The organism is Paucilactobacillus wasatchensis, assembly GCF_000876205.1.
Taxonomy (GTDB): Bacteria; Bacillota; Bacilli; order Lactobacillales; family Lactobacillaceae; genus Paucilactobacillus; species Paucilactobacillus wasatchensis.
The window spans coordinates 1-26,376 of the sequence record NZ_AWTT01000019.1 but is presented as its reverse complement, the minus strand read 5'-3'; the positions used below and the strand labels follow the sequence as shown (position 1 = coordinate 26,376).

At 40.3% G+C, this 26,376-nt stretch carries 22 protein-coding genes and 1 pseudogene; 21 read left to right on the top strand and 2 right to left on the bottom strand.

The features are described 5' to 3' along the window. Positions 1-96 precede the first annotated feature (96 nt). Positions 97-426 carry a hypothetical protein gene (locus WDC_RS04655; protein ID WP_044010712.1) on the bottom strand — a complete coding sequence of 110 codons (330 nt, stop codon included), beginning with the start codon at positions 424-426 and terminating at the stop codon, positions 97-99. Positions 427-602: 176 nt separating this feature from the next. Between WDC_RS04655 and gmk the strand changes: the two genes are divergently transcribed. From gmk to WDC_RS04600, 11 genes and pseudogenes are all read left to right on the top strand, one after another. Next, positions 603-1,223 carry a guanylate kinase gene (gene gmk, locus WDC_RS04650; protein ID WP_044010711.1) on the top strand — a complete coding sequence of 207 codons (621 nt, stop codon included), beginning with the start codon at positions 603-605 and terminating at the stop codon, positions 1,221-1,223. Continuing rightward, positions 1,220-1,435: a DNA-directed RNA polymerase subunit omega gene (gene rpoZ, locus WDC_RS04645; RefSeq protein ID WP_044010710.1), complete on the top strand. Its 216-nt coding sequence runs from the start codon at positions 1,220-1,222 to the stop codon at positions 1,433-1,435. The genes gmk and rpoZ overlap by 4 nt, the downstream gene beginning before the upstream one ends. Positions 1,436-1,602: 167 nt before the next feature. Continuing rightward, on the top strand, positions 1,603-2,799 hold the full coding sequence (gene coaBC, locus WDC_RS04640; protein WP_044010709.1) for a bifunctional phosphopantothenoylcysteine decarboxylase/phosphopantothenate--cysteine ligase CoaBC: 1,197 nt from the start codon (positions 1,603-1,605) through the stop codon (positions 2,797-2,799). A gap of 25 nt (positions 2,800-2,824) precedes the next feature. Continuing rightward, positions 2,825-5,248, top strand: coding sequence for a primosomal protein N' (gene priA / locus WDC_RS04635; RefSeq protein WP_044010708.1), 2,424 nt, complete (start codon positions 2,825-2,827; stop codon positions 5,246-5,248). A 42-nt stretch (positions 5,249-5,290) separates the two neighbouring features. After that, entirely contained in the window at positions 5,291-6,241 is a 951-nt protein-coding gene (gene fmt / locus WDC_RS04630) for a methionyl-tRNA formyltransferase (protein WP_044010707.1), read from the top strand. Next, positions 6,231-7,545 (top strand): annotated as a pseudogene (gene rsmB, locus WDC_RS04625) (16S rRNA (cytosine(967)-C(5))-methyltransferase RsmB). Before fmt ends, rsmB begins: the two are co-directional and overlap by 11 nt. A 12-nt stretch (positions 7,546-7,557) precedes the next feature. After that, positions 7,558-8,304 (top strand): Stp1/IreP family PP2C-type Ser/Thr phosphatase, encoded by a 747-nt coding sequence (locus WDC_RS04620; RefSeq protein WP_044010706.1) that lies wholly within the window; start codon positions 7,558-7,560, stop codon positions 8,302-8,304. Then, positions 8,301-10,184, top strand: coding sequence for a Stk1 family PASTA domain-containing Ser/Thr kinase (pknB, locus tag WDC_RS04615; protein ID WP_044010705.1), 1,884 nt, complete (start codon positions 8,301-8,303; stop codon positions 10,182-10,184). Before WDC_RS04620 ends, pknB begins: the two co-directional genes overlap by 4 nt. A gap of 15 nt (positions 10,185-10,199) precedes the next feature. After that, positions 10,200-11,090 (top strand): ribosome small subunit-dependent GTPase A, encoded by an 891-nt coding sequence (gene rsgA, locus WDC_RS04610; RefSeq protein ID WP_044010704.1) that lies wholly within the window; start codon positions 10,200-10,202, stop codon positions 11,088-11,090. Between the two features lie 10 nt (positions 11,091-11,100). Next, on the top strand, positions 11,101-11,754 hold the full coding sequence (gene rpe, locus WDC_RS04605; protein ID WP_044010703.1) for a ribulose-phosphate 3-epimerase: 654 nt from the start codon (positions 11,101-11,103) through the stop codon (positions 11,752-11,754). 64 nt (positions 11,755-11,818) lie between these two features. Further along, positions 11,819-12,478 (top strand): thiamine diphosphokinase, encoded by a 660-nt coding sequence (locus tag WDC_RS04600; RefSeq protein WP_044010702.1) that lies wholly within the window; start codon positions 11,819-11,821, stop codon positions 12,476-12,478. A gap of 62 nt (positions 12,479-12,540) precedes the next feature. Here WDC_RS04600 and rpmB read toward each other — a convergent pair whose 3' ends face one another. Next, positions 12,541-12,726, bottom strand: a complete 186-nt coding sequence (gene rpmB, locus WDC_RS04595; RefSeq protein ID WP_044010701.1) for a 50S ribosomal protein L28 — start codon at positions 12,724-12,726, stop codon at positions 12,541-12,543. Between the two features lie 239 nt (positions 12,727-12,965). Between rpmB and WDC_RS04590 the strand changes: the two genes are divergently transcribed. From WDC_RS04590 to ffh, 10 genes are all read left to right on the top strand, one after another. Further along, positions 12,966-13,328, top strand: coding sequence for an Asp23/Gls24 family envelope stress response protein (locus tag WDC_RS04590; protein WP_044010700.1), 363 nt, complete (start codon positions 12,966-12,968; stop codon positions 13,326-13,328). Positions 13,329-13,358: 30 nt separating this feature from the next. Then, positions 13,359-15,047, top strand: coding sequence for a DAK2 domain-containing protein (locus WDC_RS04585; protein WP_044010699.1), 1,689 nt, complete (start codon positions 13,359-13,361; stop codon positions 15,045-15,047). Between the two features lie 78 nt (positions 15,048-15,125). Then, positions 15,126-17,153 carry an ATP-dependent DNA helicase RecG gene (recG, locus tag WDC_RS04580; protein ID WP_044010698.1) on the top strand — a complete coding sequence of 676 codons (2,028 nt, stop codon included), beginning with the start codon at positions 15,126-15,128 and terminating at the stop codon, positions 17,151-17,153. Positions 17,154-17,170: 17 nt separating this feature from the next. Next, positions 17,171-18,211: a phosphate acyltransferase PlsX gene (plsX, locus tag WDC_RS04575; RefSeq protein WP_044010697.1), complete on the top strand. Its 1,041-nt coding sequence runs from the start codon at positions 17,171-17,173 to the stop codon at positions 18,209-18,211. 38 nt (positions 18,212-18,249) lie between these two features. After that, positions 18,250-18,492, top strand: a complete 243-nt coding sequence (acpP, locus tag WDC_RS04570) for an acyl carrier protein (RefSeq protein ID WP_044010696.1) — start codon at positions 18,250-18,252, stop codon at positions 18,490-18,492. A 138-nt stretch (positions 18,493-18,630) separates the two neighbouring features. After that, on the top strand, positions 18,631-19,332 hold the full coding sequence (gene rnc, locus WDC_RS04565; RefSeq protein WP_044010695.1) for a ribonuclease III: 702 nt from the start codon (positions 18,631-18,633) through the stop codon (positions 19,330-19,332). A gap of 14 nt (positions 19,333-19,346) precedes the next feature. Continuing rightward, positions 19,347-22,904 carry a chromosome segregation protein SMC gene (smc, locus tag WDC_RS04560; RefSeq protein WP_044010694.1) on the top strand — a complete coding sequence of 1,186 codons (3,558 nt, stop codon included), beginning with the start codon at positions 19,347-19,349 and terminating at the stop codon, positions 22,902-22,904. Between the two features lie 23 nt (positions 22,905-22,927). Beyond that, a complete protein-coding gene (ftsY, locus tag WDC_RS04555; protein WP_044010693.1) occupies positions 22,928-24,241 on the top strand; it encodes a signal recognition particle-docking protein FtsY in 1,314 nt (437 codons plus the stop codon). Positions 24,242-24,253: 12 nt separating this feature from the next. Beyond that, the gene (locus tag WDC_RS04550; RefSeq protein WP_044010692.1) at positions 24,254-24,595 is read left to right on the top strand and encodes a putative DNA-binding protein; all 342 of its coding nucleotides are present in this window, start codon (positions 24,254-24,256) and stop codon (positions 24,593-24,595) included. Positions 24,596-24,606: 11 nt separating this feature from the next. Then, positions 24,607-26,019: a signal recognition particle protein gene (gene ffh, locus WDC_RS04545; RefSeq protein WP_156127002.1), complete on the top strand. Its 1,413-nt coding sequence runs from the start codon at positions 24,607-24,609 to the stop codon at positions 26,017-26,019. The last annotated feature ends 357 nt before the right edge of the window (positions 26,020-26,376 follow it).

Genomic DNA, 26,376 nt, shown 5'->3' with positions numbered 1-26,376 from the left:
ATTTGACTGATAAACTATAATAATTGATCAATAAAAAGGGATTGTGGTCACTCAACTAGAACTAGTTGAGTTGAACACAATCCTTATTAGTTTTGATTAAGTTAATGCCAGGTAACGAATATCATCAGGTTTAAACAGGTACGTGACGTTAGTCTCAGTTGTTAGAATTAGTTGGTCAGTGGTAATTTGTTTTAACTGGCCTCGCACGTTAAAAAAGTGATTACTGGTGGAGGTTAGTTGTAGGTTGACTGTTGCCTGTTTTTTAATGGAACGTTGTAAGAATAAATTTCGTTGAAATACGGGCATTTGGGGTAACTTATGAATACGAGTGATACTATTATCACGGTCGTTTTCTAAAAAAAATTCATCAAAATGATCTCGTAAATTAGAACTAACTTTTTTAAGTGGACTTTGATAATTTTCCATATTTATTTTCCTCCGAACATATGTTTGTGTTCTTAGTATACGAACAAACGTTCTGATAAACAAGCTGCTTTACTATTTCTTAATATTTAATCCATCTGATCCGTAAATAAACTTGATTAAGCTGGCTAAATAGTGCAAAATAGTTCGTAACACATTGATTAAGGAGCCGGTAATACATGACAAAACGTGGGATGCTAATTGTCTTATCTGGTCCTTCTGGGGTCGGTAAGGGAACAGTTCGAAAAGCAATTTTTGATCAGAACAATAATGATTTTCAGTATTCAATTTCAATGACTACTAGGCAACCACGGCCAGGAGAAGTTGATGGAGTAGACTATTTCTTTGTTTCTAAAGAAGAGTTCGAGGAAAGAATTCAAACTGGTGGCATGCTTGAATACGCTAAGTATGTTGACAATTATTATGGAACACCGTTAAAATATGTAAATGAAACCCTTGATTCAGGCAAAGATGTTTTTTTGGAAATTGAGGTCAACGGTGCGATGCAGGTTCGGGCAAAATCACCAGATGGTGTGTTTGTGTTTCTTACACCACCAGATTTAATGGAATTGAAACAACGTTTGATTCACCGGGGCACTGATGCCATGGATGTGATTAACAAACGTGTTGCTACTGCTGTTGGTGAGATTAAGATGATGCAAAATTACGACTATGCTGTGGTAAATGACGAAGTAAACAATGCTGTTGAAAAAATTAAGACAATCATTCGCAGTGAACGCCTACGTGTAACACGCGTGATGCCTGATTATCTTGGAATGTTAGGAGAAATGAACTCATGATTTTATACCCTTCAGTTGATAAACTACTTAAGCGTGTTGACTCACGTTATTCCCTTATTATGTTAGCTAGTAAACGGGCCCATGAACTTGATGCGGGAGCCAAACCATTACTGAGCAAATACGATTCAGTTAAATCTGTTGGTAAAGCTTTAGAGGAAATTGTTGCTGGTGATGTGATGATTGATCCAGATACCAAGGCTAAATTAAAATAGTATCATTATTTTTAAGCTGTTATTTTCAGTTGCCATAAAGTCGATTTGATTTTATGACAACTTTTTTTGTGTATTTTAGTTCGATTAGGTCCATTTTGGTTGTCATAGACCAAATCATGGTATAATTTCAGTTAATGAACAGATCAAGATGAAATGGGGTATTTTAAATGGCACATATTACCATTCACGTCACAGGCGGTATCGCTAGTTATAAAATTATTTCACTTGCGCGCCAATTGCAACGACATGGTGACCAGGTTCGAGTTGCAATGACTAAGGCAGCAACTAACTTTATTACCCCAACAACGTTCGCAGCGCTGACTAAATCATCAGTTTTAACCGACTTATGGCTTCCGCAACAGAAAGCTAGTATTCCACATGTTGAGTTAGCTGATTGGACTGAGCTAGCAATTGTTGCGCCAGCAACGGCTGATATTATTGCAAAAATGGCTAACGGAATCGCGGATGATGCTGTCTCTGCAACTTTACTGGCAACTAGTGCCAGTAAAGTGGTTGTCCCCGCAATGAATTCTCATATGTGGGATAATGCAGCCACACAGCGAAATATTGCCCAATTAAAAAAAGATGGTGTTACAGTCATGGAACCAACTAATGGCATGCTGGCCGAAGGATACGCTGGTAAAGGAAGAATGCCTGATGTAGATTCAATTTTTACTGAAGTGTTGCGACAGCTAACGCCGACCACCAAAACATTAACGGGTAAACGATTTTTAATTAGTGCTGGTGGTACCCGTGAAGCGATCGATCCAGTTCGATTTATTGGAAACTACTCGTCTGGCAAAATGGGAATTGCATTAGCGCAAGCGGCAGCGGATGCTGGAGCGGCCGTGACGTTAATTGTCGGGCAAACAACGGTACCACTGCCGAATGAAAACAAAATCACGATCATTAAAGTGCAATCGACTCAAGAATTAGCAGATCAAATTGCTGCTGAATTCACGAATAATGATGTTTTGATCATGGCGGCGGCAGTTGCTGATTTCCAGCCATTAAATCGAGCACCTCAAAAGATAAAAAAGACTGAGAATAATGATGAATTAGTGCTACGATTAAAAAAAACACCTGATATTTTAAAAATGGTGGCGGCTCACAAACAGAACCAGTTTGTTGTCGGTTTTGCTGCTGAAACCCAGCAGTTAATTGATAACGCAAATAAAAAATTAGTTAGCAAAAATGCTGACCTAATTGTTGCTAACAACGTGGCTACTGCTGGAGTTGGTTTTGGTAGCGACGACAATGAAGTGACGATTATAGAAGCGAATCAAGTCCCGGTCAAATGGGCAAAAATGAGTAAACAACAGGTTGCAGCACAGTTAATTAAATTAATTGCAACCAAGATTTAACGAGAAACTCAAGTAAGGTGATCGAATGAACCAAATGGCGCAAATTATTGTAGATGTTCCAACAATGCAAACTAACCAACCGTACACGTATGCAATTCCAGCTCAATTAACGGATCAAATTACACCTGGCATGCGAGTGGTAGTTCCTTTTGGTAACGGAAGTCGGAAGGTACAGGGATTTGTTGTTGGTTTGAGTGAACAGACTAGTTTTACTGGTGAACTTAAGTCAATTGACTCGGTGTTGGAATTACATCCAGTTTTAAATGAAGAATTATTAAAACTAGCACAATGGTTAGCCGAGGAAACATTTGCTTTTCAAATTACTTGTATGTATACGATGCTGCCAAATGTGATGCGGACTAAAACAAAAAGGTTTTTACATTTGATTGATGAGGTGGATGAACAAACTTTTCTTGAATTGTTCAACGGCCAAGATGAAATTTTATTTGAGCCGGAACAATTAAATCAGTCAACCGTCAGCAAATTGTTAAAGCTCAAACGAGAAGGCAAAGTGGAAATGACTTATCAAGTGTCTAACCGAGCAAAGGCAAAAACGATGCTTGGAGTGACTCCTAAACTTTCGTTTGAAAAATATGAAGAGATTCGGTCCGTGCTGCCGCATAATGCCCACGCGCAAAATAAGCTGTTGTCATACTTACAAAGTATTCTAACAACTACGGTTAAACTTAGTGAAGCTACCAAACAAAGCGGGTTAACAACCGGCACGTTTACAACAGGTGAACATAAGGGCTGGTTGGCGAAGGTACCAGTTGAAGTATATCGCTCACCAAACAGTGTCAATCGTAGGGAAACGGTCACTGAGGAACCATTTAAATTAAATACCAGCCAAGCGGCTGCCGTGCAACAGATTACGCAGGCTGTGTCAGCACAAAAGCCAACTACTTTTTTGTTGGAAGGTGTCACTGGTAGCGGTAAAACAGAGGTTTATTTGCAAAGTATTGCACATACACTGGCGGCTGGGAAAACAGCAATTATGTTAGTCCCAGAAATTTCATTGACCCCACAAATGGTTACCAGAGTAACACAACGATTTGGCTCTGCTGTGGCTGTTTTGCATAGTGGTTTGTCCAATGGTGAAAAATATGACGAATGGCGTCGAATTGAGAAGGGCGAGGCGCAAGTGGTTGTAGGCGCACGTTCAGCTGTATTTGCTCCGTTAAAAAATATTGGGCTTATCATCATGGATGAGGAACATGAAACTAGTTATAAGCAAGATGAAACACCAAGATATCACGCCAGAAATGTAGCTTTGTGGCGAAGTCAGTATCATGGTGCACCAGTTGTGTTAGGAAGTGCTACTCCGAGCTTAGAATCCCGAGCAAGAGCTCAAAAAGGTGTTTATCAGCAATTAATGTTGCCAGAGCGAATTAACCACCAACCATTGCCCCAGGTAACCGTGGTTGATATGCGTAAAGAATTAAAACAGCACGCTGAAAGTAACTTTTCCACTCAATTATTAGACGCGTTGACGAAACGGATTGCTCGTGGTGAGCAGAGTATTTTGATGCTCAATCGCCGAGGTTACTCCTCATTTATTATGTGTCGCGATTGTGGTTTTGTCTTGAAGTGTCCGAATTGTGATATTTCACTGACGTTGCACATGGATACTCACACGATGAAATGCCATTATTGCGGCCATGAAGAACCTATTCCGCATCAATGCCCCAACTGCCACAGTGATAAAATTCGTTACTATGGCACAGGAACGCAAAAAGTACAGGCGGAGTTAGAACAAAAACTACCAGATGCTAAAGTGCTGCGCATGGACGTAGATACTACCCGCCGCAAGGGGATGCATGAAAAATTATTGCAACAATTTGGGAATCATGAAGCTGATATTTTATTAGGGACACAGATGATTGCCAAAGGGCTCGACTTTCCCAATGTAACGCTGGTAGGCGTGTTAAATGCAGATACAGGGTTAGGGTTACCAGATTTTAGGGCAAGTGAGCATACGTTTCAGTTGTTGACACAAGTCAGTGGTCGAGCAGGACGTGCCGATAAAAAAGGTGAAGTCATCGTTCAAACCTTTAATCCGGACCATTATGCTATTAAGTTAGCCCAAACACAGGATTTTGAACGATTCTTCAAGCTTGAAATGGCACTGCGTCATCGTGGCGGTTATCCGCCATATTATTTCACAGTGCAAGTGCTGACCAGTCATGAAGAAGAGGCTCAAGCAGCCAAAAAAATGTTAGCCATTACCAATTGGTTAAAGCAGAAACTAGCGCCAGATAGTATTATTTTAGGTCCCACCCCCCAGGCAATTGCTCGGGTTAATCGGCGTTATTACTATCAAATTGTGATCAAGTACAAGCAAGATCCTAATCTCCAGCCATCCTTGTCAGAAATGATGCAGGGAACCCAAAAGCTAGGTGGTCAAGGATTTCAAATTTCAATTGACCCAGAACCGCAGCATTTCATGTAACCAAACAATTTTCATTATTAAAATAATAAGGAGCAATTTTTTATGACTTCGATTGTATTTATGGGTACACCACAGTTCGCTGTTCCAATTTTACAAAGCTTAATTGACCACCATTATGATGTTAAAGCAGTTGTAACTCAGCCAGACAGGTTTGTTGGTCGTAAACACGTTTTAACTGCATCACCAGTAAAACAATTAGCCGTTAACCATCAGATTGAAGTATTGCAACCAGAGAAAATAAATCATAGTAGTGAAATGGATCGAGTAATTGAACTACAGCCAGACTTAATTGTTACGGCAGCTTTTGGTCAATTTTTACCAACTAAATTATTAGCTGCGGCTCAGGTGGGTGCTATTAATGTTCATGGTTCGTTGTTGCCCAAGTATCGTGGCGGTGCACCCGTCCAATATGCAATTATGAATGGCGAACAAGAAACTGGCATTTCGATTATTTATATGGTTAAAAAGATGGATGCCGGTGATATTCTTGCACAAAGAAAGATAGCAATTACTAAAAAAGATGATACTGGTTCAATGTTCACAAAGCTAAGTTTATTAGGACGAGATCTGCTCCTAGAGACAATTCCGCAATTGTTAAAGGACCAGTTGTCACCTGTTGCCCAAGATGAAAATCAAGTTACATTTGCACCCAATATTTCTAGTGAAGAAGAGCGCATTGATATTACAACAACGGCGCAACAAATTGATTGCAAGGTCCGGGCATTACGTCCATTTCCAATTGCCAATCTCAATTTAGATAAGACGCGCACCAAACTGTGGCAGGTCAGTGTTGCGGCTGAACCAACTACATTGAAGCCTGGTCAAGTAGTTTCAGTAACCAAACATGAACTAGTAATTGCGGCAGGACAAGGAACAGCAATTTTACTTAAAGAGCTCCAGCCAGCCGGTAAGCCAAGGATGAGTATTACTGATTATCTGAATGGCCATCAAAATATTAAGGCAGAAATGCAGGTTGTCACAAATGAAAGATAATGAACAACCAATTCAAACCAGTGCCCGTTACCTTGCAGTTGAAGCACTTGAAAAAGTGTTAGCTTCTGGCGCATATTCTAATCTACAACTTAACCGTATGATTAATCACCGTCAATTATCAAATCAAGATAGCCGGTTATTGACTAATATTGTGTATGGAGTAATCCAACATAAACTAACGCTCGAGTATTGGCTAGCTCCTTTTGTTACTGGCAAGAAATTAACACCCTGGGTCAACACTTTGCTGCTGACGGCACTATATCAACGTCAATATTTAGATAAGATTCCTGATTGGGCTATTTTGAATGAATCGATTGAAATTGCGAAGGTTCGTGGTCATGTTGGCATTAGAAAATTTGTGACAGCCATTTTACACCAAATTTTGCGCAATAAACTTGGTGATTTTAGTGAAATCTCTGATTCTGACCAACGCTTAAGCGTTGAAGCCAGTGTGCCACTTTGGTTAGTCCAGACATTGATTGAACAATATGGCCGAGATACTGCAACAAACGTGATTAATTCCTTGAATCACCCGGCCAATCAATCAGTGCGCGTGAATTCGCATCTGACCAATACTAGTGATATGTTGACTGAATTAACAGAAGCTGGCTTAACGGTTCATCGAAGCAAAGTTACTCTTAACGCTCTGGTGGTTGAAAAAGGGATGCTTGCCAACTTACCTCAATTTAAGGATGGCCAGATTACGCTGCAAGATGAGAGCGCAATGTTGGCAGTTGAAAGTATGGAGTTACAGCCAACATTCAAGGTATTAGATGCATGTGCTGCCCCAGGTGGTAAAACAGCTCAGATTGCTTCTTATTTAGATCCTGAATACGGCAACGTCACTGCATTGGATATTCACGCTCATAAAATTAAATTGATTGAACAAAATGCTCGTCGGATGCACGTAATTGATCAAGTGGCAACGAAATTACTTGATGCTCGCAAGGTCGACGAACAGTACGATGACGATTCGTTTGATGCGGCGGAAACCTGAAATTAGATATGAAAAAAAATTAGCTGATAGCTTAAGCCTGCAAAAAATTCAGTTAAGTATTTTGGATTCTGTTGCCCAGAAAGTTAAAAAAGGCGGTATAATCACTTATAGTACTTGTACTATTTTGCAACAAGAAAATGATGATGTGGTGGCTCAGTTTTTAGCCGCTCACACTGATTTTTCATTATTAACTACTAAAACAAATTACGATTTAAAACAAGATCGAACTAGCAAAACATTAACAATCTTGCCGAATGACTACAATTCAGATGGCTTCTTTGTTAGTAATTTAAAACGAAACGAGTAATGGGGTTGTATTATGGAAATTGCCTATCAAACCGATATTGGTCAGGAACGAGAGGATAATCAAGATTATGTTGGTGTTTTTACCAATCAAGAACGGTTAACATTTGCCATTGTGGCTGACGGGATCGGTGGTCATCAAGGTGGAGATGTGGCGTCATCAATGGCGGTTTCTCACATTGGCTATCACTTTGAACAAACAGCTTTTGAGAATCCAATGCAGGCGGTCCAATGGTTATCAAGTGAAGTGCGTGATGAAAACGAAAAAATTATTGATAAATCAAACCAATTTAAAGATCTAAAGGGAATGGGTACAACCATGGTTGCTGCCATTTTTTTTGATGATCAAATGGTAGTTGCTAATATTGGTGATAGTCGGGGCTACTTGCGCAGAAATGGTGAGCTACATCAGCTAACTGAAGACCACTCATTAGTTAATGAACTCGTTAAACGTGGTGAAATTACTGAACAAGAGGCTAAAACACATCCACAAAAAAACATTATTACCAGAACACTTGGTATTTCGCCAGATGCAGATATTGATATTAATTTATATCAGCTTGAACCTGATGATCAGTTGCTGCTATGTACTGACGGTTTAACCAATATGCTGGACAATCAGCAGTTAGAGTCAGTCTTGCAAGGATCTCAATCACTCCAAGAAAAATGCCAGCAACTAATCAAATTGGCTAACCAGGCTGGGGGGCCTGATAATATCACGGTATTAATTGCTGAAAATGTGCGGGAGGTGGCTAAGCCATGACACCTGGATACACATTTAATGGACGTTATAAAATAATCCGTTCCCTGGGCGAAGGTGGCATGGCTAATGTCTATTTGGCTCATGACTTGATCTTAGATCGCGATGTGTCCGTTAAATTACTACGGTTGGATTTACGTGACGATCCACACACTAAACGGCGCTTTCAAAGAGAAGCAATGGCTGCAACTCAGCTAAATGATCCACATATTGTTGGTGTCTACGATGTTGGTGAAGACAATGGTCTGCAATATTTGGTCATGGAATATGTAGCTGGAACGGATCTAAAAACTTATATTAACAATCATTTTCCAATTCCGTTTCAACAAATTGTTGATATCATGGAACAAATTTTAGCCGCAGTGGAACAAGCACATCAACACGGTATTATTCATCGTGATTTAAAACCACAAAATGTATTAATTGACGAACAGCAGCAGATTAAAATTACAGATTTTGGGATTGCAGTAGCCGTTTCACAAAATTCGTTAACTCAAACTAATACCGTCATGGGATCTGTCCATTATCTATCACCCGAACAAGCACGTGGTAGTATGGCTACGAAACAATCTGATATCTATTCGCTTGGTATTATTTTATATGAAATGTTGACCGGTAAGGTCCCATTTGAAGGTGAAACCGCAGTTTCAATTGCGCTGAAACACTTTCGAGACGAAATTCCGTCTGTTCGGCAATTTGATCCACGCATCCCCCAGGCACTTGAAAATGTCGTGCTCAAAGCAACTGCCAAACAGCCACACGAACGCTATACTAGTGCCGCAGCAATGGCATTAGATCTAAAATCAGCATTATCTGCAACGCGTGCTGATGAAGCCAAGTTTTTACCTGATATTATTGATCAGGGTGAAACTAAGGTGTTGGATTCAAAGAAAATTGTGGCAGCGAAACAAGATAATAGCGAACCAGTAAAAAAAAGTAAATCAAAGAAAAAGAAACGTAAGTGGTGGCTGTGGTTAGTTATTCTGATTATTTTACTACTAGGTGGTGGTGCTGCAGTTTGGCTGACGCCTAATCGAGTAGTTGTGCCTAACGTTGTTGGGCTGACTGAAACTAAAGCTAAGAATAAAATAACTGATCGAGATCTAAAAGTTGGTCCAATTAAGCGTAAATCTAGTGAAACGATTAAGACGGGCTATGTTATTTCAGCTAAGCCAACCGCAGAACATAAGGTGGCTAAAAATGCTAAGGTAAGTTTGGTAATTAGCACTGGGCAAAAAAAGATTAAAATGGGTAATTATGTCGGTGATCGCTATACACAAGTAGCTAAACGACTGCGGCAAAAAGGAATTACTGTGAAGAAAGTTTCGGTCAGTTCCGATGATGTTGATAGTGGTCGAATTATGTCTCAGAGTATTAAGGCTGGAAGACGGGTTAAGACGTATAATACCTCAGTGACTTTTAAAGTCAGTGCCGGAAAAACTCAAATTTCTATGCCAGATTTTACCGATAAAACAGCCAGCGAGGTCCAAAAATTTGCCGATGATAATGATTTGCAGTTAAGTACTAGTGAGCAAACCTCTACCACGGTTGATGAAGGCCATGTGATTAGTCAAACGCCAACTGCTGGGACAAAGGTTAGCCATGGTGATTCAATCACAATTACCACGGCTAAGGCTGCACAAAAAACAACTACTGTTCAAATTAGTATTCCATTTGACAGTTCCGATAATCAAACCGAAAATCGAGTACAAGTTTACATTGCTGACGCTAATCATAAGTTAACTCAAGAATACCAAGATCTGACAATTAGCCAGGCCACCACCATTAACGTTCCATTTACATTGGATGATGGTAAGTCTGGATCTTATAAGGTCATTCGTGATGGTAAAACAATTATGAGTGCCACCAATGTGCAAAGCTAATAAAAGGGGAAAAATGTGAAAAAAGGAATTATCCAACAATCACTCAGTGGCTTTTACGATGTATTATCTGATAATGAGTTATATCGTACTCGTGGTCGTGGTAACTTTCGGCAGAAGAAAATCAAACCAATGGTGGGTGATCAAGTTGAGTTTGATGGTCAAAACCGACATGAAGGTTATTTGCTAAAAGTATTACCGCGAAAAAATGCCCTGACACGGCCACCAATTGCAAATGTTGATGTTGCCATCGTTGTGACTGCCGTTAGGGAACCAATTTTTTCTACCAATTTATTAGATCGTCAACTAGTAGCACTGGAAGCACAAAAAATTAAGGCGATTATTTATTTCACCAAAACTGATTTATTGAATCAAGCTGAATATGATGCAATTAATGTGATTGTAAAGGGCTATCAAGAAGCTGGATACGCTGTCATCATGTCTCATGACCCCTTTGAAAAACAGTCGCTGGTAGCGTTAAGAAAATTAATTAGTAATCAAATTGGTGTTGTGATGGGCCAAACCGGAGCAGGCAAATCTACCTTATTAAACCACCTCGTTCCTAGCTTGGCATTGCCCACTGGTGTGATTTCGCAAGCCTTACAACGTGGTAAACATACGACGCGCAAAGTGAGCTTGCTTAATATTGATAATAGCCTAATTGCTGATACACCCGGTTTTTCTTCCTACGAAACGTTTGACATGACAAATGAACAACTCCCATTATATTTTCCTGAAATGGCAGAAATTGGCAAAAACTGCCGTTTTCGGGGTTGTCTCCACTTAAAAGAACCTAATTGTGCAGTGAAAGAGGCTGTTGCAAATGGTACAATAATGGAAAGTCGGTATAATAACTACAGTCAATTTCATGACTTGATTGTGGCACAAAAACCAAATTACAAGAAATGAGGAATTATTAATGATTAAAGTAGCGCCATCAATTTTAAGTGCGGATTATGTTAATTTACAACGTGACATTGAAAAAGTGGAACAAGGCGGGGCAGAGTACCTGCACATTGATGTAATGGACGGTACATTCGTTCCTAGTATTTCATATGGTCCTGGTTTTGTGAAAGCAATTCGACCAATTTCAAAGTTGGTATTAGATGTTCATTTGATGGTCCAACAGCCTGAGCATTTGTTGCCAGACTTTATTGAAGCTGGTGCCGACATTATTGGCGTTCAAGTTGAAGCAACTGCTCATATTCATCGGGCACTTCAAATCATCAAAAATGGTGGTGTCAAAGCTGAAGTGGTAATTAATCCTGGTACACCAGTATCGCAAATTACCCCTGTACTAGGGATGGTTGATCAAGTACTAGTGATGACGGTTAATCCTGGCTTTGGCGGGCAAAAATTTTTGCCAGAAACAGTGGCTAAAATTGCTGAATTGAGTCAATTGAAACAAGCCAATGGCTATAATTTTGATATTGAAATTGATGGTGGCGTTAATAATGAAACTGTGGTTGCTTGTTACAAAGCAGGGGCTACAGTAGCGGTTGCTGGTTCATATGTCTTTAATGCAACTGATCCAGTTGCTAAAATGAATGCCATTAAAACGGCAACCAAATAATAATTACTCTAAGAGCGTGAATCTTGTTCATACTCTTTTTTAATTTTATGAAGAGGAATTTGAAATGAAAGTAAACGGCAATAAAGTTAATATTTTGGTTGGTGGACCAACGCAACAATGGCCGAAACAATTAACACAGGGGGGCATAGTTGGTGATTGGGTTGGTATTGATCGCGGTGCTCTCAGATTGATTAAACTTGGTGTTATTCCCAAAGTAGCTGCTGGTGATTTTGATTCGATTAGTTCGAATGAATTAGCACAGTTACGACAATCCGTGGCAGATATTCAGCAATTCCCACCAGAAAAGGATTTAACGGATACACAAATTGGGGTTTCAATTGCGCTTAAACAGTTAAAGGCAACTAGAATCGATATTTATGGGGCTACAGGTGGACGGTTGGATCACCTGCTTGCCAATTTGTTTTTGGTGTTATCTGATAGTTTGCGTCCCTTTGCCAGTCGAATTAGATTTATTGATCAGCAAAATACGGTGTGCTTCTTTTTACCGGGCGAATATGAGATCAAAAAAGAACCAGATAAAAAATATCTGGCGTTTGTGAACTTAACTGCAGTTAAGGGACTTACATTAACCGATGAAAAATATCAGTTACATCAGTTTGGTAGCGATTATCCAATTTCGTGGGCTAGTAATGAGTTTGTGGGAACAACTAATCATTTTTCATTTGAAATGGGAGTAGTGGCGGTAATTCAAAGTAAAGATTAATTGTGCAATAAAAAAGAGCAATTCTCGATTGAGAACAGCTCTTTTTTATTAATCAATTATAATTAAACTCGGGTCACTTTACCTGATTTCAAAGTTCGTGCAGAAACGTAAACTTTTTTAGGCTTACCATTTACTAAGATCGTAACTTTTTTCAAATTAGGCTTCCAACTGCGACGGCTTGAGTTAAGGGCGTGAGAACGTTTGTTACCAAAACGTGTCCGTTTACCAGTGATAAAATCTTTTGCCATGTCTAACCCCTCCTCTTCTCATCAATTTAATTGTGCGCATGTGCGCGATAACTCACCTAAATAATTTACCATAGGAACAGCAACATTGCAAGAATTTCTTTCAAGTAATTATACTTTACACACAAATCCACTCGGCTCGCAGTTAGGTAGCATCAGTCGGTTAATTTGCTTTTTATCGTTACCATGGTATGTTATTATGTACTAGTGAAATTTAAAGTTTAAAAGAGGGGGCCATTAAGATGGCAGTAAAGATTAAAACCCAATATGGCACGATCGATATTACTAATGACGTGATCGCCACAGTCGTTGGTGGTGCAGCCACTGACAATTATGGTGTTGTTGGGATGGCGAGCCGTAATCAAATTCGAGATAATGTTAATGATATTTTAAGAAGAGAAAGCTATAGCAAAGGGGTTGTTGTTTTGCAACAAAAAAACGGCATCTCAGTTGATGTGAACATTATTGTTGGTTATGGCACTAAAATCTCGGAAGTTTCTAAGAGTGTCCAAGATAAAGTAAAGTACAACCTAGAATCGATGCTTGGCGTAACGGCTAATTCGGTAAACGTATTTGTTCAAGGCGTACGCGTACTAGCCGATTAATTAGTGTGAGATCGTCAGGAGGAAGTCAATTTGACAGTAACAAAAATTACAAATCTTGAATTCGGCCAGATGGTTCAGGCGGCAACAACCCGCTTGACACAAAACGCCGAATTTATTAATTCATTAAATGTTTTTCCAGTACCCGATGGCGATACTGGCACAAACATGAGTATGTCGCTGGCCAGCGGTGCTAAGTATGTTCACGAAGAAAGCAGCACACGCGTAGATGATTTAGCAGCAGCACTTGCCAAGGGCTTGTTAATGGGTGCTCGGGGTAATTCTGGTGTGATATTATCACAAATATTTCGCGGCTTTTCTAAAGGAATTGAAGGGCATGAAGCCCTAACCGCGAAGAGCTTTGCTGCTGGTTATGCTAACGGCGCTAAAACAGCTTATAAAGCTGTCATGAAGCCAACTGAAGGTACAATTTTAACGGTTGTTCGAGAATCAGCCAAGGCTGGTAATCAGGCTGCTAGCAAGTCTGATGATCTAGTTGAAGTATTACAAGCAATTTACGAAGCAGCTAAAACTGCATTAAAATCAACTCCAGATTTATTACCGGTGCTCAAAGAAGTTGGAGTCGTTGATTCTGGTGGCCAAGGATTAACCTTTGTATTGCAGGCCTTTTGCGAGGCACTTAGTGGGGAAATTAGTGAAGATGATTTGCACACCCCTGATAATGCTGAAATGGACGAAATGATTAATGCTGAACACCATCGCAGTGCTCAAGGACAACTTAATCCTGCTGACATTGTGTACGGCTACTGTACAGAGATCATGGTTCGTATTGGTCGTGGTAAGGAAGTTGACAAACGGTTTGATTACGATGAATTTTATCAATATTTAGCTGAACTTGGAGACAGTCTTTTAGTTGTTAATGATGAGGAAATTGTTAAGGTACATGTCCACACAGAACATCCTGGTAAGGTTTTAGCATGGGGTCAAGAGTTCGGTGACCTACAAAAAGTTAAAGTTGATAATATGCGTTGGCAACAAGAAAGTATTATGGAAAAAGATGACCAGGTGACTCCTGCGGCGGCACCAAAGCCAGAAAAAGCACCTGCCAAAACGGCGGTGATTGCTGTTTCAAGCGGTGATGGCATTGGTACCTTATTTGAGAGCCTTGGTGTCACTAAAATTATCAGCGGTGGTCAAACAATGAACCCCAGCACGGAAGACATTGTTTCAGCGATTGAAGCTAGCGGTGCTAAAGAGGCAATTGTACTACCAAATAATGGTAATATTTTCATGGCGGCTGATCAGGCAGCACAAGTCACAAGTGTTCCAACCAAAATCGTCCACAGCAAAACAATTGCTCAGGGCATGGCATCCTTACTGGAATTTAACCCAGAAAGTACGCTGGCCGATAACCAAACTGCGATGGAAAGTAACCTTGATTCAGTTAAAAGTGGCGAGGTAACTAATGCAATTCGGGACACCACGATCGATGGTGTTTCAATTAAAAAAGATGATTTCATGGGCATTGTTGACGGTACAATCGAAGTTACTGATTCTAAAATTGAAGCAACTGCAGTCGCAATGGTTAAAAAGATGCTAGATTCTGATAGTGAAATCGTCACGATCATCTATGGTGCCGATGGTGATGAAAATACAGCTAAACAAATAGAAGATGCAATTTATGAAATTGATGATGAGCTAGAAGTTGAAATTCATCCTGGTGGTCAACCTGTGTATCCTTATTTGATTTCAGTTGAATAAAATTAACACTGATGATCGGACCAAAGCTATTGTTTTGGAACGATCATTTTTATGTTAGCAATAAAGGGGAAGGAAAATATGCTAAGTTTGCAAGATTCAGTTAGCTTAATTAGCGGGGTTGGCCCAAAACGGGTAACAGCCCTTGCTAGTTTAGGCATTCAGACAGTTGAAGACTTATTAACGTACTATCCGACCCGATATGATAATTTTGAAATTCGGTCTTTAGCGACAGCGGGCGATCAAGAAAAATTAACACTTAAAGGGACAGTTATGTCCGAACCGGTGATTGCCAGATTTGGTTATAAAAAAAATCGTTTAAGCTTTCGTGTATTAGTCGATCAAGATGTTGTGATGGTGACTTTTTTTAATCAGCCATATTTAAAAGACAAGATTGAACTTGGCAAAGACTTAGCAGTTTATGGAAAATGGGACGCAATTCATGCTCGCTTGACTGGAATGAAATTAATTGCGATGGATTCAGGCGAATTAGCAGCCATTTATCCGGCCAACAAGCAAATTAAGGCTAATACAATCAAGAAATTCATTGCTACTGCTTTTAAACAATATCAACACGTGATTGCGACACTGTTACCGCCAGCGCTAATCACAGCTTACAGTTTGTTACCACGGGCCCAGATGATTAAAGAAATGCACTTCCCCAGTGATGAACATACAGCTAAATTGGCCAGACGGAGTGCTGCGTACGAAGAATTTTTTTTATTTCAATTACGAATTCAAGCATTGAAACGAGAAAATCAGGCTGAAGATGGTCTGTCCATTTTATATCATAATGATGAATTAAAAACATTTATCGGCTCATTGGACTATGAATTAACTGGTGCGCAAAAAAAGGTAGTTAACGAAATTTGCCGTGATTTACGTCGGCCAATTCAAATGAATCGATTGCTTCAAGGCGATGTTGGTTCAGGTAAGACCATTGTTGCTGCAATTGCGATGTATGCGACAATTACAGCGGGTTATCAGACAGCATTAATGGTTCCCACTGAGATTTTAGCAGCTCAGCATGCTGATAATTTTGCTCGTCTATTTGAGGGCCTACCAGTTTCAATTGCATTGTTAACTGGATCGATGACGACCAAACAACATACACAGTTGCTCAAGCAGATTAAGCAAGGGGGCGTGAACTTAATTATTGGGACTCATGCGCTAATTCAAGATTCAGTTGAGTACGCTAATCTGGGCTTGATTGTCACGGACGAACAACATCGTTTCGGGGTTAACCAACGGCAAAAGTTACGTGAAAAAGGAGAACACCCGGACGTACTAGCGATGACAGCGACACCGATTCCGCGGACACTAGCAATTACGGCTTATGGTGAAATGGATGTCTCAATTATTGGAGAAATGCCCCAAGGACGCCAGCCGATTGAAACTAAATGGCTGCGAAGTAATCAGACTGGTGTTGCGTTGGAGTTTGTGTTAAAACAGTTGCAGCAAGGTTCGCAGATATATGTTGTGACACCGTTAATCGAACAATCCGAGTCTTTGGATGTTCGGAATGCGGAAGAACTTTATGAGAAACTGAAACAATATTTTGAGCCAGAATTTAAGGTCGGATTGCTGCATGGCCGTTTATCAAATGATGAAAAAGAACAGACCATGCAATTATTCAAAGATAATCAAATTCAATTATTAGTTTCAACTACTGTGATTGAAGTTGGGGTCGATGTTGCCAATGCTACCGTCATGATGGTTTATGATGCGGATCGATTTGGTTTAGCACAGTTACATCAACTTCGTGGTCGTGTTGGGCGAGGCCATAAACAAGGTTACTGTTTGTTAATTGCAGATCCAAAGAATCAAGTTGGAATTCAACGAATGCAAACAATGGTGGAGACTACTGATGGCTTTGTGGTTGCACAACGGGACTTAGAGTTACGGGGTGCTGGAGATGTCTTAGGTCAAAAGCAATCAGGGCTACCAGATTTTAGAGTGGGGGATCCGGTTGGTGATCTAAAAATGCTTCAAACGGCCCAATCTGATGCTGCTGATTTGTTAGCTACTGAAAATTGGGATACACAAACGGACAATTTGCCATTAGTGCAATATTTGCAACGGCACCAACTTCAAACACACTTTGATTAAAGAAAGGATTTTATCATATGAAAATTGCAGTAGACGCCATGGGTGGCGACCACGCACCACAAGAAATTATTAAAGGCGTTGAACAAGCACGCGACCTATATCCTGATATTGAATTTGATTTATATGGTACCCAAGAACAAGTGGCACCGTTGATCGAAAATCATGAACGGTTGCAGCTAATTGCTACCACGGAAACAATTGAAATGGGCGAAGAACCTGTCAAAGCAATTCGAACTAAAAAGGATTCATCGATTGTTAGAGCAGCTACTGCTGTTAAAAATGGTGATGCCGACGCGTTTTTCTCAGCTGGAAACACCGGTGCAGTGTTAGCAGCCGGACTATTTATCGTGGGTCGAATTAAAGGCATTGACCGACCTGGTTTGACGTCTGTGTTACCAGTTGCTAACCCCACTACTAGTCAACAAAATTTTGTCTATTTAGATACTGGTGCTAACGCCGAGAGTAAAGAAAAGAATTTAGTTCAATTTGCCTATTTGGGAAAATTTTATGCCCAGAAGGTTCTCAAGGTCAAAGAACCACGAATCGCATTGTTAAATAATGGTGCTGAAGAAGACAAAGGCGACCGGATGCACAAAGCTGTCTGGCAACTACTTCACGATGATCCGGCATTAAAATTTGTGGGTAATGTTGAAGCCACCGAACTACTAGTCGGCAAGGCCGATGTAGTGGTGACAGATGGTTGGAGCGGTAATGCAGCATTGAAAGCAACTGAAGGAACTGCCAAGATGATGTTGTCATTAATTAAACACGGTATTTTAAATGGTGGGTTACGTGCAAAGTTAGGTTATTTACTGCTAAAACCAGTGTTTAGCCAAATTGGTGAAGTCATGGGCACATCCAATTATGGTGGTGCCGTGTTGTTAGGCCTAAAGGCACCTGTGGTCAAAACACATGGCTCTTCTAAAGCAGATGCAGTCAAAAATACGATTAGCCAAATCCATGAAATGTTGACGACTAAAGTGATCGATGAAACAGTGACACACTTTGGTGTCGTTGATCAACCAAAAGACGTAGACAATTCGAGCCAAAACGGCTAAACTAGTTGAGTGTAAATGATGATGAGGAGCAAGTTAAGATGGAAAAACAAGAAATTTTTGATAAAGTCTCGGCAATAGTTGTGGATCATTTTGATATTGATCGGGCCAAAGTCACTAATGAACTGAATTTAAAAACTGATTTAAATGCTGATTCAATTGATTTTGTTGAATTCGTGCTTGAAATTGAGGATACCTTTGGGGCTGAAATTTCTGATAGCGAAGCTGAAAAACTGAGTACAATTGGTGAGGTAGTTGATTACATTGCTGCCAACCAAGGTTAGTAACAAAACATTGATGGATCGAACTGGGGGACCGCGGCAATTTATTTGTCATCGGTCCTTTTGCTCGTATTGAAATTCCTTTCACTACGACTTAAAAACACGTATAATGTCTGTTATATGAACTATGCTGGAGGAAAAATGACTAAACAATTAGAAGAAAATTTGGCCACCAATTTTGGGATTCATTTTGATAATCCTAAGTTACTGGAAGAGGCCTTTACGCAAGCATCGTATGTTAATGAACATCCTAATCAGGGACTTAAATATTATGAACGCATCGAATTTTTGGGTGATGCTGTCTTACAACTAACTGTTTCAGAGTATATTTATCAACGCTATCCAGAACTTCCTCAAGGAAAATTGAGCCGCTTACGAGCAGCAATGGTACAAGAAGATAGTTTTAGTAAATTTGCCCTGGAGTGTAACTTTGACCAATATATTCGATTAGGTCATGGTGAGGAAATGGCTGGTGCACGCAAACGGCCATCATTATTGTGTGATATTTTTGAATCATTTATTGGTGCCCTTTATTTAGACCAGGGAAAAGCAGCAGTTGAAAAATTCATCAGCCAAGTTATTTTCCCCAAGTTAGATCAAGGGTGGTTTGACCATGCCGTGGATTACAAGACTAGTTTACAAGAGTTTCTACAGCGAAATGGTGATGTTGATATTGAATATGTCGTCATTGACGAAAATGGACCAGATAATGACCGGCAGTACCAAGTGGAAGTGCAAGCAGATGAACGCCAAATTGGTGTGGGTACTGGTACATCTAAAAAACATGCTGAAATGCAGGCTGCTGAAAATGCACTAACTAAATTACGACAAGTCGGTAAATAGATTGGGAGAATGAAATGCGACTAATTTCATTGGAGCTAAATGGTTTTAAATCATTTGCGCAGAAAACAAAAATTGAATTTATGGCTGGCATGACTGGCATTGTAGGACCTAACGGTAGTGGTAAAAGTAATATTATTGAGGCCATTCGCTGGGTGATGGGCGAGCAATCGGCTAAAGATCTACGTGGCGGCAAGATGGCAGATGTTATTTTTGCGGGCTCAGCGACTAGAAAACCGCTCAATCGAGCCGAGGTTTCGATTACATTTGATAATCAGGACCACTATTTAGCTAGTGATTACACAGAAATAAAAATTACCCGCCGCCTGTATCGTAACGGTGATAGTCAATATTTGATTAATGGTAATGACTGCCGTCTTAAGGATGTACTGGATTTGTTCATGGATTCAGGTCTGGGCCGTGAATCATTTTCAATCATTTCTCAAGGACGAGTGGAAGCTATTTTTAACGGTAAGCCTGAAGACCGACGTGCTGTGATTGAAGAAGTGGCCGGGGTTGCTAAATACAAGAAAAATAAGGATACAGCAGAAAAGCGATTAGGTGAAACTAACGATAACTTGCACCGCGTCAATGATATTATTACCGAGTTAGAAACCCAAATGGAACCATTAGCACAGCAAAGCGCACTTGCCAAAGATTATCAAGAACAAAAGCAGCGGTTTGACCAGCTAGATAAAACAAAAACGGTTCTTGATATTGAGAAAAATCAACAACAATTGCAAGAAATTGATCACCGACTGACTAATGCTAAAAAGTTAAGTGTCAAATATGATCAACAGACTGACCAAGCAAATCAGGAACTGAATCAGTTAAAACAACAACAAAATCGCCTCAGTGTGACGAAAGACAAGCTACAAAATGACTTACTGATTCAAACCAAGCAGATCGCTGATTTAACAAATACTAAAAGTATTAGTGCTGAGCGCACAAATCATGAAAAGGCTAATTTAGAACAAATAAAAAATCGATTAGCTCAAGTTAAACAGCAACTAAAAGACAATCAAGAAAAGTTGATTGAACGAAAAGCTAAGCGTGACGACCAAGCAAAATTGATTAAAACAAATCAAGCAGCGCTAAGTCAACTAAAGCAAATGAGTGTTGAAGAGCATCAACAGCAACTGACTAAGCAGATCGAGGATTTACAAGCGACACAGGTTGATAAAATGCAGGAATTGACCACCGTGCATAATCAAAAGACCTACTTACTGCACAATCATGAGCAAGGCCAAAAAAGACAAACTCAAGCTGGAATTGAATTAAATACCAGCCAACAAAAGCTCTCGCAATTAAACCAGCGCCAAGATCAACTTAAAATTGAATTAGAGCAGCAACAGTCGTTAGTTACTGATACCACAACGCAATTAAATCAAGAGCAAACGCGGCGCAAGCAATTGCAAACGCAATATGAGCGCCAACAAAAGCAATGGTATCAATCTTTAGGTCAGGTACAAACGATTCAAGCCCGCATTAATAGTTATAAATCATTAGAGGCTGACTATGCGGGTTTTTATCAGGGAGTTCGTTTTGTGCTCCAACACAGGCAACAATTTCCTGGGCTGTTGGGTCCAGTGTCTGAACTACTGAATGCGCCTTCGCGGTATACAACAGCAGTAGAAACTGTCTTAGGCGCTCAACTGCAAAATTTAGTGGTTGATAACCAGCAAAGCGGTAAGAAAATTATTAATTTTTTAGTCGCTAATCGAGCAGGCCGCGCAACTATTTTACCGTTGGATGCATTGGCACATCGCTCTGGCAATCAGTCCTTGTTACAGCAGTTAAGCCATTTAACTGGCTTAGAAGGGCTGGCCAGCGAGTTGGTCAAAACTGATCAAAATTATCAATTTATATTAGATTATTTGCTCAGCAACACATTAATTGCTGATAATCTCGATCATGCAACAATCATTGCTAAACAAAGCCAACATCGTTTTCGGGTAGTGACGTTAGATGGCCAATTAATTAATGCCAGCGGTGCAATGACTGGTGGTGCAAATAAGCAACAGCGGCAAGGATTGCTGGCGCGACAACAAGCACAACAAGACGTTAGCGAGCAATTAAAAACTGAACAAGCCAAAGTTGCTGAGCTTGAGGCGGCGGTTGGTAAATTTGATGCTGCCATTAAAGCAAACAACCAACTAATCGAACAATTGCAGACTAAGCTAAGTGAGCAGCAATCCGAATTACAGACAGTGGCTGGCAAAGCCACCCTGTTGCAAAATGAACAAAAGGTGGCTCAACGGCAAGTGAGTGCACTCGCATTTGAAGTTAAGCAACAAACCAGTGAGCACACTACTTTTGAACAGCAATTACAAGAAAATGAACAGCAGGACCAACAGATTGCCAGCACCATTGAAAACTTAAAGGACCAAATTGCACAGAGTAAAATTGAGGTGCAAGCATTGCAAGAAAATGCATCATCACAAACTAGTCAAATTCATGATAAGGAACAGTGGCTGGCAGTTGCAAATGAGCAGCTACGGCAACAAAACGGGCAAATCGCGACATTGAATGATGCGATCAAAACAAATAACCAGTCGATTGAACAATTGACTGAACAAACTAATTCAACCATTACAAATCAAGAAAATCAGCAACAACAGGGAAAACAGGCTGGCGCACAATTGGCGGATTTACAGCAAGCACAAGCGCAAACGAATCAGCAATTAAGTCAAACAAACGAGTCATTGACGTCTTTAAGCGGGCAAATTGAAAGTGCAAATACGCAACAAGAACGGTTACAAGAATTGCAGCGCGCGGCTCTTGATGAGTTGAACGAGGTTAATGCACGACACGTCAGATTGGAATCTTCGATTGACCAGGGCATGAACCGACTTGCGGAACGATATGCCATGACTTTAGCTGAAGCTAAACAAGATCTTAGTGATCTAGCTCCAGCTGAGATCAATGCTCAGTTGAAATTATTAAAACGTGGATTGGATGAAATTGGCACTGTTAATTTGGGTTCGATTGAAGAATACGAACGAGTTTCCACCCGGTATACATTTTTGCACGACCAACAAACAGACTTACTCGGTTCACAGCAACAATTGAATGAAACAATGCAAGAAATGGATCAAGAGGTTAAGACTAGATTTGAAGCCAGTTTCCAACAAGTGGCCACAGCATTTGCCAAAATCTTTGTGGAAATGTTTGGCGGTGGTCAAGCTAAACTAGTTTTAACCAAACCAGATGATCTGTTGACTACTGGAATTGATATTATTGCACAGCCACCTGGGAAGAAAAATCAACAGATGAGTTTGTTGTCCGGTGGGGAACGTGCTTTGACGGCTATCACGTTGCTATTCTCAATTCTAGCTGTTCGACCAGTTCCATTTGCTATTTTAGATGAAACGGAAGCTGCGCTGGATGAAGCTAATGTTAATCGTTTTGCTCGTTACTTGAGTACTTATGGAGATGATGGGCCTCAATTTATTGTTGTGACGCATCGCAAAGGAACAATGATGAATGCTAAGGTATTATATGGGGTAACCATGCAAGAATCAGGTGTTTCTAAGATGGTATCGGTATCGTTAGAGGATGTTAGAGTTAGTTAGTTTGTGCCGCAAAGGAGGATATAATGGGACTATTTGATATATTCAAGCGTAAAGACAAAACGGAACCAAAAAGCCAAGTTGCTGAGGAATCGACTAATGCAGTTCCACTATCTGCAGCAAGCGAAGTCTCCGCGAGTGCTGAAAAAGTTGCTTCAGCTCAGCCGCAATCCGCTGCAACGACACAGGCTGAAAATGTATCTGAAGCTGAAACTAGTGCAACAGCGCAATCGGAACCACAATCGCAAACGCAGATAGCAAAGCCAGACGTTGTGGAAGAACAGACCAGTGCACCCACTAGTGAAGCCAGTTCAGCTGCAAATTCCGTTGCTGAACCTGATGGTAATGGTGAAGAATCGAAACAACCTGACACATCATCGCAGGCACCGGCTGAAAATAGTACAGAAAATAAATATGAGCAAGGCCTGGCAAAAAGTCGGACGGGCTTTGGCGCACGATTGAATGCCTTGTTAGCTAACTTTAGACGTGTTGACGAGGATTTCTTCGATAATTTGGAGGAAGCACTGATTGAATCTGATGTTGGCTTTGAGATGGCGGTTTCATTGAGTGACCAACTGCGTGAAGAAGTTAAATTACAAAATGCAAAGAGCCAACAAGAGGTGACAAATGTCATCATCGAGAAATTAGTTGATATTTATGAGCAGCAGGGTAAAAATGAAGACAACCATATTCATTTAGCTGCCACCGGTCCGACCGTGCTCTTGTTTGTTGGTGTTAACGGTGTTGGTAAGACCACGACCATTGGCAAAATGGCGGCCATGTATCAACGGCATGGCAAAAAAGTATTGTTAGCCGCTGCCGATACATTTCGCGCCGGGGCAACAGAACAATTGCAGGTTTGGGGCAAACGTGATCACGTCAAGGTTGTGACTGGCCCAGATCAAGGTGATCCAGCCGCAGTCGTGTTTGATGCTGTTAAGCAAGCTAAGGATGAAAATTATGATGTTTTATTTGTGGACACAGCTGGTCGACTGCAAAATAAAGTTAACCTGATGAATGAGTTGGCAAAAATGAAGCGCATTATTAGTCGCGAAATTGAGACTGCACCGCACGAAGTATTATTGGTACTAGACGCTACGACCGGTCAAAATGCGCTGACTCAGGCTAAACTATTTAAAGAAAGTACAGATGTGACTGGGATCGTGTTAACTAAGTTGGACGGGACTGCTCGCGGTGGGATTGTACTGGCCATTCGCAATGAATTACATTTACCAGTTAAGCTGGTCGGCCTTGGTGAACAAGTTGATGACCTCCAAGCATTTGATGCTAGTGAGTTTGTCTACGGTTTATTCAAGGATCTCGTCAAGACGAATGATTAAGGATAAGTAACTATGGAAATTGAAAAGAATTATCGAATTAACTCATTGTTTGAGTTTTATCAAGTGCTACTTACTGATAAACAAAATAATTATATGCAATTGTATTACGGCGATGATTATTCACTGGGCGAAATTGCTGCCGAATTTTCGATCAGCCGTCAAGCTGTTTATGATAATATAAAGAGAACTGAGTCGATTATTGAGGATTATGAAAACAAATTACATTTATACCGCGATTTTGTTGCTCGTAATCATCAGGCAGATACAATTCAGGCGTACGTTAAAAACCATTATCCAACTGATGAAAAGTTGAACGACTTAGTTGCTCACCTTGAAAATCTGGAAGAAGAATAGGAGCATGACTAATGGCATTTGAAGGATTAACTGAACGACTCCAAAATGCGATGACCAAATTACGGCGTAAACCAACAGTATCCGAAGCTGATTTACGAGAAACAATGCGTGAAATTAGATTGGCGTTACTGGAAGCCGACGTTAATTTCAAAGTGGTTAAGGACTTTGTTAAACAAGTTCGGGAACGAGCTTCAGGGGCTGAGGTTTTAAAGGGTTTAAATCCGGCCCAACAAATCGTCAAAATTGTTAATGAAGAATTAACTAGCACAATGGGAACAGAGGCAGTTGCTCTCAACAAGTCTGATAAGATCCCGACCGTAATTATGATGGCTGGTTTGCAAGGAGCAGGTAAAACTACTACTGCTGGCAAATTAGCATTAAAACTTAAAAATGAAGAAAACGCGCGACCGATGTTTATTGCGGCCGATGTTTATCGTCCTGCTGCGATTGATCAATTGGAACAAGTGGCCAAATCAATTGATGTTCCTGTATTTCAGTTAGGAACAGATGTCGATCCGGTCGAAATTGTGCGACAGGGGATGCAGCAAGCTAGAGATCAGCACAATGATTATGTCATTATCGATACCGCCGGGCGCTTGCAAATTGATGAAAAGCTGATGGGTGAGTTGGTTAATATTGCTGACTTAGCCAAACCAGATGAAATTTTGCTGGTTGTCGATGCTATGACCGGACAAAATGCGGTTGAAACGGCACAGGGATTTAATGATCAACTAGAATTAACCGGGGTTATTTTGACCAAGTTGGATGGCGATACCCGTGGTGGTGCCGCGCTATCTATTCGGGCTGTCACTGGTAAACCAATCAAATTTGTTGGTCAAGGTGAAAAAATGACCGATCTGGATGTCTTCCATCCAGATCGAATGGCTTCCCGTATTTTGGGGATGGGTGATATGCTCACCCTGATTGAAAAAGCGCAGCAAGATTATGACGAAGATCAAGCGCAAAAGACAATGGAAAAAATGCGCGAGAACTCGTTTGATTTTAATGACTTTTTGGATCAAATGGAACAGGTGCAAAAAATGGGCCCACTGGAAGATGTGATGAAGATGATTCCGGGGATGGCAAATAATCCAGCAATGAAAAATATTAATGTGGACCCCAAAGACATGGAACACATTAAAGCCATTGTTTACTCAATGACACCAACTGAACGTGAAAATCCAGATGTTCTTAATCCAAGCCGCCGCCGCCGGTTAGCCGCTGGTGCTGGTCGTCCAATCGTTGAGGTCAATCGGATGATTAAGCAATTCGGACAAATGAAGAAAATGATGAAACAAGTTTCAAGTGGCAACATGAATGGCATGGAACAAATGATGGGTGGCAACATGCCGGGCGGTAAGATGGGCAAGCTAGCAATGAATTCCATGGCTCGTAAGATGAAAAAGAACAAGAAAAACGGTTAAAAAGAACAAGCGTAAACGTTGATAGGTGGGAATAAGCTGGAATAGATTGGAACGAGTCATACAAAAAGCATACAAAAAATGGGTGAAAAAGAGCTCATATATTAACCTATATATGTTTTTTGTATGTTAGATTTAACTAATTTAAATTATTAGCGGAAATAATTAATTACAAAAATATAGGCTCTTCGTCAAGAAGTACTGATGACTTAATTTAAGGACGTAGTCCTTACTAGGCAACTAGTTCTCTTTCAGGAGGATTAGTTGTTTTTTTGTTTAGCTGTTTTAAACTGTTTTTATAATTTATAGAGTAGAAACTAGTAGAAAATGCTACAAGTATCCTAAGTCTGAAATTGTGGA